Here is an 8041-nt window from a genome sequence, read left to right on the forward strand (position 1 = left end):
TGCCCGAAGGCCGGAAAAAGCTGTTCCAGGCGGCCCCGTGAGGGATTCCGCCCGGAACACCGCCGCGGTGCAGCGGCCTTCGGCTTACTTCGTCGCCCAGACGTTGGTCTGGCTCGCGTCAGGCCCCACCTGCGGGGTGATCTGGCCTTGGAGCTTGCCCGTGAGGGTGTCGACCTGACCGACGATGTCGGCCGCATACAGCTTCTGCGTGTAGCTGCCCGGGATCACATAGGCGTGGTTGATCGGGCGCACCGAGTCGAAGTGCGTGTCCACGCTGCCGGCGAATTCCGGCAGCGCCGTGATGTTGGCCGTGATGAAGGCTTCGGTGTACTTGGCGCGGTTCAGGTACGACGCATCCACGGCCGGGTCGGCGATCTGGAACATGTCCTGCAGCGTGCGCACGAACGAGAAGTGGCTGTAGGAGTCGCTGTCCGCGATGTTCTTCTTGGCCGTGCCCACGTCCTGCTGGTTGGAGATGATGCCGAAGATCGAGTTGCCGTGGCCGAAGTTGCCCGACGTGTAGTTGCTCGGCGCGGTGGTGGCCGTCGCCTTGCCGTTCGCGTCCACGGTCACCGGTGCGGCGCCCGAGTTCTTGCCGCCGGCATTCCAGCCGCAGCAGGAGCCGTTGCTGCCGCCTTCACCTTCGTCGTACATCACGACGATCGCGACGCGCTTCTGCGGGTTCTTCCACAGCGCGGAAGCCTGGATCTTCTTGACCACCATGCCCAGGTAGATGTCGGCGCGCATGACGCCGTTGGCCTGGCCGTTGTTGTTGCTCACGCAGCTCGTGTCGCTGCCGACGCCGTGCATGTCGTCGCACTGGTCGGGCACGATGAAGTTGATGTTGCCCACGTCGCCCGTGACCAGGTCCTTGCTGAACTGGTCGTAGATCCAGCCGCTCGGCAACGGGTAGGCGGTGGACTTGAGCCAGTCCGCTTCCTGGTACTGCGTGCCGAAGATGGTGCGGTTGGTGGCCACGAACTCGGGCAGGTTGCGCGCGTCTGGTAGGCGATCGACGGGCCGTGCTTGACCTTGTACAGGCCGTTCACCACGCCGTAGCCGGCGGTGCCGGTGAGGTTGGGCGTGGAGCCGTCGAGGTTGGTGAAGCCGTTCAGGCGGTTGGTCGCGTCGTACGTGGCGGTGACGCTCGCATCGGCGATGCTGTCGGCACGCACGTCCTGGCCGGGGTTCATCGATTCGCTGTAGGTGCGGATGGTGCGGCCGGTCCTGGACATCAGCGAGAACAGGTTGTCGCCGGGGATGTTGTGCACTGTGCCGCTGGTCGGGTTGTCGCCGCAGGTCACGCTGGCCGATGTGTAGCCGGCGCGGGTGGGAAAGGACGTGGAGCCTGGGGCGGGAACTGGCCCTGGATGGGCAGGGGCTGGCCGTCGGAGGCCGTGCCGCCGGTGAATGCGACGTCGGTGACGGCGTAGGGCGAGCCGGTGACCGCGCCGCAGCCGAACCAGTTGTCGTCGGTGATGCCAAAGTCATCGCCACCGCCCAGCGCCGTGTAGTTCGGCTCGGACGGATTGCCGGTCGAGTAGTACGTGGTCAGCTGGTTGTACTTGTTCAGGATGTAGTTGATGTTCACGGCCCGCGAGTTGCCGACGATCACGTCGGTCGACTTGTTTTCCTCGATGACCACGAAGATGTTGTCGTAGGCCGGCACGCCTTCCACGTTGAAGGCCGCCTGCTGCGCCTGCGCGAAGGTGATGGGCGCCTGCTTCTGCGTCGGGCCCGTGGGGGTGGCCTTGGTGCCGTCCTTGTTGGTGAGCACCACGCTGGACAGGCCGACCAGGCGGGGGTCGCCGCCGGTGACGGCCAGGTTGTCGGGGAACATGTCCTTGCGATCGAGCTTGGTCGTCGCGTAGGTGTAGCGGTTGGTCAGCTGGTTGTCTTCATACAGCGCCGCGTACTGGCTGGCGCCGCTCAGCGTGTTGACGTCGGCCAGCGGGTCGGTGAGCGCGGCGTTGCCGAGATTGAAGGTCGGCCCGTTCAGGCGCGTGGCCAGGTTGGCCTTCTCGGCCGCGTAGCTGCTGCCGTTGGCTTCCACCAGGCGCTGCGCTTCGCTCGACAGCGGGCTGATGACGATCTTGCCGGCGCCCTGGTCGGCGATCTGGGCCGCCGAAGCGCGCAGGATCAGGTGGCTGGCCACGGGGGCGCCGGTGGCGGTGTTGATCGCGCTGGTGCCGATGTCGGCCACCAGCGGTCCGGTGCTGGTGGTCGTGAGCGTGAACTTGCCGCTGGCGTCGGTGACGGCCGAGGCTTCGCCGCTGTCGAGCACGCCGTTGCCGTTGGCATCGACGAAGACCGTGGCCTTCTGGTAGTAGCCGGCCTTCAGCGTGGGGTTGCCGGTGGCGCTGCCCGGCACGTAGCCGCTGGCGGCCACCACGCCGCTGAAGGTCGTGCCGGCGGACGGGAGGTTCGGGAACACGACGGTGCCCGCGTCATTGCCTCCCCCGCAAGCGGCGAGCACGCAAGCCGCAACCGTCGTCAACGACGAGAGCACGGCTTTTCTATTGAGAATGTTCATATATATCCTGGGGCAGTGAGTTATGAATGGTTTTACCGGCCGGCAAAGGAAAAGTGGGCGTCGTCTTTTGTGAGAAAGAAGTGCCACGGCGAGGAGGAATGTAGAAATAACGGGTGACATTTGTGTGTCAAAAGAGTCTTGGTATTTCCAATTTGCAAAGGCTTTTCCGGAGGCCTGATTTCTCCATTCAATCAATTGGCTGACTGATGGCTGACCATTAATTAATTGGGGGTTAGCGAATTGTTAGGAGGGAATTAGGGATGCCAGAAAATGCTGCCCGGGCGCCTGGATCCGCCGTGGATTGCGCTACCCTGTTCCGGGCGTCGGCCGTCTTGGCCGCGCGCCGGATCAGTCGCTTCATGGCATGCGGGGTTTGCTTGAATGGGAGCGATCGACAACCGCCATTGGTTGTCGGCGGGCGTCACGGGTTTGCCGAGCTCTTGGGGTAATTGGCGTCCGTCGCTCGCAGCCGAGGGCGGCAAATGCCATTTACGCCCGGCCGTGGGCTTCGAGGTGGCCAACCGTGCAATTGGGGTGCGTGAATTCGCCTCTGGCCAGACGGAATTCGGCGCTCACGGTCGTAATGCGTGGTAGATATGCGCCCGCGTGAACAGCCTGCCCCTGCGCGGCTGTTTCCCGTCCGGCGCCGCGGGCCGCAGCCGCGCTCGTGGCGCGACGACGCCGGGCGCCAGTAGCCCCCGTGTCCGCCCGGTCACGAACGCTTGCGCATAATTGACGCAAGCTATGACTCTCACCGAACTCAAATACATCGTCGCAGTAGCCCGCGAACGGCACTTCGGCAAGGCGGCCGAGGCCTGCTACGTCTCCCAACCGACCCTGTCGGTGGCCATCAAGAAACTCGAGGACGAACTCGAGGTCAAGCTTTTCGAGCGCAGCGCCGGCGAAGTGACTGTCACGCCGCTCGGCGAGCAGATCGTGCAGCAGGCGCAAAGCGTGCTCGACCAGGCCGCCAGCATCAAGGAAATCGCCAAGCGCGGCAAAGACCCGCTGGCCGGCCCGCTGAACCTGGGCGTGATCTACACCATCGGGCCGTACCTGCTGCCCGACCTGGTGCGCCAGGTGATCCAGCGCACGCCGCAGATGCCGCTGGTGTTGCAGGAGAACTTCACCGTCAAGCTGCTCGAGATGCTGCGCGCCGGCGAGATCGACTGCGCCGTCATGGCCGAGCCCTTTCCCGACACCGGCCTGGCGATGGCGCCGCTGTACGACGAGCCCTTCATGGCGGCCCTGCCCGCCAAGCACAAGTTCGCCGACCGCGAATCGATCACGTCCGAAGAATTGCAGAGCGAGACCATGCTGCTGCTGGGCACCGGCCACTGCTTTCGCGACCACGTGCTCGAGGTGTGCCCGGAGTTCGCGCGCTTCTCGAGCAACGCCGAAGGCATTCGCAAGAGCTTCGAGGGCTCGTCGCTCGAAACCATCAAGCACATGGTGGCCTCGGGCATGGGCGTGACGCTGGTGCCGCGCCTGTCGGTGCCGGCCGAGGCGCTCAAGCCCAAGGTCAAGGGCCGCAAGGAGGCCGAGCAGATGGTGCGCTACCTGCCCGTGCGCGACGCGCACGACCGCGACCCGCCCACGCGCCGCGTGGTGCTCGCATGGCGCCGCACCTTCACGCGCTACGAGGCCATCGCGGCGCTGCGCAATGCGATCTATGCGTGCGAGCTGCCGGGCGTCAAGCGCCTTTCCTGAGCGGCGAATTCGGGGGATTGGCCTACGCGGCGGCTGTTTTGAATCGTTGATCGCTGAGATAGAGTGACGCTGTTGCGAAGCCGCGCGCCGGCTTCCAGAATCGAAGCGTTCCACCCAACTTGAAGAAAGAGCTCTCGCCATGGCCAAAGCCTCGAAGAAATCATCGCCTGCTTCCTCCGCCGGCAAGGTGCCCAAGAAGGGCGGCGCGGTGGTCGCGCAGGAGTCTGGCAGCCGCAATGCGCCGATCATCAACATCGGCATCGAGCGCCAGGACCGTGCCGCCATCGCCGAGGGCCTGAGCCGCGTGCTGGCCGACACGTACACGCTGTACCTCACCACGCACAACTTCCACTGGAACGTGACGGGCCCGCACTTCAACTCGCTGCACGCGATGTTCATGGGCCAGTACACCGAGCTGTGGAACGCCACCGACGTGCTGGCCGAGCGCATCCGCGCGCTGGGCCACTACGCGCCGGGCTCGTACGCCGAGTTCAGCAAGATCGCCACCGTGCCCGACGTGCCGCAGAACCCGCCCAAGGCGATGGAGATGGTGCGCATCCTGGTGAAGGGCCACGAGACCGTGTCGCGCATCGCGCGCGAGTTCATCCCCGTGGCCGAAGAGGCCGGCGACGACCCGACGGCCGACATGCTGACCGCGCGCTGCACGGTGCACGACCAGACCGCCTGGATGCTGCGTTCGCTGCTCGAGGACTGAGCGCGCGCTTTCCTCGCACCCCCACAAGAGCGGCACAATGGCCGCTCTTTTTTTGCCCGTCTTGCCTCGCATGCTCGCCCGTCGCTTCGCGCTCTACCTCGACCTGATCCGCTGGAACCGCCCCGCCGGCTGGCTGCTGCTGCTGTGGCCCACGCTGGGCGCGCTCTGGTTCGCGGCCGACGGTTGGCCAGGCTGGCACCTGGTGGTGGTGTTCACGCTCGGCACCTTCCTCATGCGCAGCGCGGGCTGCTGTGTGAACGACGTGGCCGACCGCGACTTCGACCGCCACGTCAAGCGCACCGCGCAACGGCCCGTGACCAGCGGGGCGATGTCGGTCAAGGAGGCGCTGGGGCTCGGCGTGGTGCTGGCGCTGGCGGCCTTCGGGCTGGTGCTCACCACCAACTGCACGACGGTGCTGTGGTCGTTCGCGGCGCTGGCCATCACGCTGATCTATCCCTTTGCCAAGCGCTTCGTGTCGGTGCCGCAGGCGGTGCTGGGCGTGGCCTTCAGCTTCGGCATTCCGATGGCCTTCGCGGCGGTGCAGGCCCACGTGCCCGTGTTCGCCGCGTGGCTGCTGGCCGGCAACCTGTTCTGGGTGCTGGCCTACGACACCGAGTACGCGATGGTCGACCGCGACGACGACCTGAAGATCGGCATGAAGACCTCTGCCATCACCTTCGGCCGCTTCGACGTGGCGGCGGTGATGGCCAGCTACGCGATCTTTCTCGCGGTGTGGATCTGGGCCGGCGCGAGCCGTTCGCTGGGTGTGCTGTTCTACGTCGGCATCGCGGGCGGCGCGGCGCAGGCGCTGTGGCACTGGCGGCTGATTCATGACCGCACGCGCGACGGCTGTTTCAAGGCCTTCCGGCTGAACCACTGGCTGGGCTTCACCGTGTTCGCCGGCATCGTGGCCGGCTACGCGATGCGTTGACGAGGGGCGTTGCATGCTGGAGCGACTGAAACAGAAGATCGGCCAGGAGGGCTTCTCCGAATGGCACTGCATCACGCAGGAGATGGTCGCGCGCTACTCGGCGCTGTCGGGCGACGGTGAAGGCGAGTGGATCCACCTCGACCCCGAGCGCGCGGCGCGCGAGGCGGATCACGGCGGCACCATCGTGCAGGGCTTCTTCCAGGTCTCGCACCTGATCCGGCTGACCGGCGAGGCCATGCGCACGCTGCTGCCCTTCGACACCAACCACGCGCTGAACTACGGCTTCGACCGGCTGCGCTTCGTGCGGCCGATGCCCGTGGGCGCGCGCTTCAGGGCGCGCGTGCGCATCATGGACGTGACGCCCAAACCCGGCGACAGCTTCCTGCTGAAAGAGGACGTGCGGCTCGAGCTGGAAGACGGCACCGTCACGCTGGCCGCCGAATGGCTGTTCTTTCTCGGGCCGCGGGCGTTGCCGGCGGCCTGAGGTCAGCCGCTCGGCCGCTCAGCCGCGCCCGAACTCTTCGCCCAGCTCGGCGGCGCGCTTCTGTGCCGCGCGAATGGCGGTCTTGAACTGCGCCTTCACGTCCGCGCCTTCGAGTGAGCTGATGGCCGCGTAGGTCGTGCCGCCCTTGGACGTGACGCGCGCGCGCAGCACCGACGGCGGCTCGGTGGCGCTGTGCGCCAGCGCCGAGGCGCCGGTGAAGGTGCCGATGGCCAGGCGCTGGGCCTGGTCGGGCGTCAGGCCCATCTCGACGCCGGCCTCGGTCATGGCCTCGATGAAATAGAACACGTAGGCCGGGCCCGAGCCCGACATGGCCGTCACGGCGTCGAGCGCGGGCTCGGCGTCGACCCAGATCAGCTCGCCGGTCGGCGCCAGCAGCTGGCCGACCAGCGTGCGGTCGGTGCCGGCCACGCCGTCCCGCGCGAACAGGCCGGTCATGCCCTTGCCCACCAGCGCGGGCGTGTTGGGCATGGCGCGCACCACGCGCTCGGTGCCGAGCCAGCGCGCGATGCTGTCCGACGGAATGCCCGCGGCCACGCTCAGGTGCAGCGCGTTGGCGGCGAATGCGGCCACCGGGCGGGCGGCTTCGGCAAAGGTCTGGGGCTTGACCGCCCAGACCACCACCTCGCAGCGCGACAGGGCCTCGCCGGCCTCGGCCTTCGCGACGATGCCGAACGATTGGGCCAGCTTCGTGCGGGCTTCTTCGAAAGGCTCGACCACCTCGAACGCATCCGCCGGCGTGCCTTGCTGGATCAGGCCGCCGATGATGGCGCTCGCCATGTTGCCGCCGCCGATGAAGGCGACGGGCGGCAGCGGCGCGGGGGCGGTGCGGGGCAGGAAGGTCACGGCGATGGTCATGGTCGGTCGGGCGGTCGGTGTTGGTCGAAGGCGAAGGCGGCGAACTGGGTGATCTGCAGCGGGTTGAAATTGTCGTCGCTCACGACCACCAGCATGCGCTTGCCGTCCGGCAGGGGCGGGCCCCAGCACATGCCCTCGGTGTTGTCGAGGCGGGCCAGGCCCAGCGCGGCGAAGTCGGCCACCAGGGTCTTGGCCGCCGGACGGTGGTTGCCCGGCGCCAGCGTGTCGATGGCGAGCACGTCGCCGCCGGCGCGGGTGTCGATTTCGTACAGGCGCAGCGAATTGCCCCTGCCGGTGGCGTAGGCGCGCTCCAGCACCAGCAGGCGGTGGGCGTCGAGCATGAGGATCTCGCTCACGCCGTTGTCGGCGTAGGTACCGGGCACCAGCGGGCGCAGCGGAATGGCGTCGGGCACGTAGGCGATCTGGCGCACGGCCTGGCCGGTCTCCAGGTCGACCTGGGTGAAGCGGCAGGGGCCGCCGGGCGCGCCGGTGGTGGGCTCGGGGCCGTCCTGGATCAGGGCGTTCTCCATGCCCAGCCAGGCGAAGCGGCCGTCCGGCGTGAGGGTGACGCCCTCGAATGTCAGGTTGTCGCGCGGGCCGCGGCGCTGTGCCGGGTCGGGCCTGAACATCGGCGGCAGGGCGAACTCGCGCAGGAAGCGGCCGTCGCGGGCCGATTCGTACAGCGCCGGGCCGAAACCCCGGGCCACGTCGCCCTCGCTGGTCCACAGCACGGTGCCGGTCGCGGGCCGCAGGCGCAGGGCTTCGGGGTCGGGCACCGGCAGGCCGTCGACC

General features: G+C 67.5%; 8 protein-coding genes. 4 read left to right on the top strand and 4 right to left on the bottom strand.

Going from position 1 to position 8041, the window contains the following annotated elements; all coding sequences use genetic code 11:
• Window positions 1-84: 84 nt before the first annotated feature.
• Both BMG07_RS44150 and BMG07_RS44155 read right to left on the bottom strand, forming a co-directional pair.
• Window positions 85-978, bottom strand: coding sequence for a hypothetical protein (locus tag BMG07_RS44150; RefSeq protein WP_307866994.1), 894 nt, complete (start codon window positions 976-978; stop codon window positions 85-87).
• Window positions 979-1300: 322 nt separating this feature from the next.
• Window positions 1301-2533, bottom strand: a complete 1233-nt coding sequence (locus tag BMG07_RS44155; protein ID WP_307866995.1) for a hypothetical protein — start codon at window positions 2531-2533, stop codon at window positions 1301-1303.
• A gap of 744 nt (window positions 2534-3277) precedes the next feature.
• On the opposite strand from BMG07_RS44155, the gene BMG07_RS17530 reads away from it, so the two are divergent.
• The 4 genes from BMG07_RS17530 to BMG07_RS17545 all read left to right on the top strand — a co-directional run bounded on the left by BMG07_RS17530 (window position 3278) and on the right by BMG07_RS17545 (window position 6373).
• Entirely contained in the window at window positions 3278-4243 is a 966-nt protein-coding gene (locus BMG07_RS17530) for a LysR substrate-binding domain-containing protein (protein WP_198085638.1), read from the top strand.
• Between the two features lie 139 nt (window positions 4244-4382).
• Window positions 4383-4958 (top strand): Dps family protein, encoded by a 576-nt coding sequence (locus BMG07_RS17535; RefSeq protein WP_269759104.1) that lies wholly within the window; start codon window positions 4383-4385, stop codon window positions 4956-4958.
• 70 nt (window positions 4959-5028) lie between these two features.
• The gene (gene ubiA / locus BMG07_RS17540) at window positions 5029-5889 is read left to right on the top strand and encodes a 4-hydroxybenzoate octaprenyltransferase (RefSeq protein WP_198085639.1); all 861 of its coding nucleotides are present in this window, start codon (window positions 5029-5031) and stop codon (window positions 5887-5889) included.
• Window positions 5890-5902: 13 nt separating this feature from the next.
• Window positions 5903-6373, top strand: a complete 471-nt coding sequence (locus BMG07_RS17545) for a MaoC/PaaZ C-terminal domain-containing protein (RefSeq protein WP_198085640.1) — start codon at window positions 5903-5905, stop codon at window positions 6371-6373.
• 18 nt (window positions 6374-6391) lie between these two features.
• Here BMG07_RS17545 and proC read toward each other — a convergent pair whose 3' ends face one another.
• Both proC and BMG07_RS17555 read right to left on the bottom strand, forming a co-directional pair.
• Window positions 6392-7249 (bottom strand): pyrroline-5-carboxylate reductase, encoded by an 858-nt coding sequence (proC, locus tag BMG07_RS17550; RefSeq protein ID WP_198085641.1) that lies wholly within the window; start codon window positions 7247-7249, stop codon window positions 6392-6394.
• A partial coding sequence (locus BMG07_RS17555; RefSeq protein WP_198085642.1) for an esterase-like activity of phytase family protein occupies window positions 7246-8041 on the bottom strand: 796 nt, incomplete at its 5' end. The genes BMG07_RS17555 and proC, both read right to left, overlap by 4 nt.

The organism is Variovorax sp. E3 (genome assembly GCF_016082275.1).
Taxonomy (GTDB): domain Bacteria; phylum Pseudomonadota; class Gammaproteobacteria; order Burkholderiales; family Burkholderiaceae_C; genus Variovorax.